This window comes from Arthrobacter sp. 10T425, assembly GCF_056393985.1.
The window spans coordinates 1-478 of the sequence record NZ_JBFTGZ010000071.1; the positions used below are offsets into that span (position 1 = coordinate 1).

Here is a 478-nt window from a genome sequence, read left to right on the forward strand (position 1 = left end):
GACCTGCTCAATGTACTGCTGCACCATGCGGGCGGCATGAGCATTGACGAGTTGGCTGAACACCTGGCCGTCACGCGCACGGCGATCCGCCAACACCTGGCGGCGCTGGAGCGTGACGCTCTGGTGCTGCGCGGCGACACCCGTCCGACGGGCCGGCGTCCGGAGCAGCTGTATCGGCTCACCGACCACGCGCGGGAGCAGTTCCCTCGCCACTATCAGCTACTGGCCAGCATATTGATTGATGAAGTGGCGGACATCATCGGTCCTGAAGCCCTGGCCTCGCTGATGCGCAGCATGGGCCGAAAACTGGCTTCGGACCTGGAACAACAGGTCGTGGATGAAGCCAGGATCGTGCAGCACATGAACCAGACGGGCTACGAAGCCGAGGTGTTTTTTCGCTCAGGAGGCACCCCGGAAATCGTCGCGCATAACTGCGTGTTCCATCGCCTGGCCGCCGAGCACCCGGTGGTCTGCGAAC

At 63.4% G+C, this 478-nt stretch carries 1 protein-coding gene; it reads left to right on the forward strand.

The annotated features are described in order from the left end of the window. Positions 1 to 478 (forward strand): helix-turn-helix transcriptional regulator (locus AC1DDH_RS20570; RefSeq protein ID WP_476956228.1); only part of this gene is annotated, 478 nt, incomplete at both ends.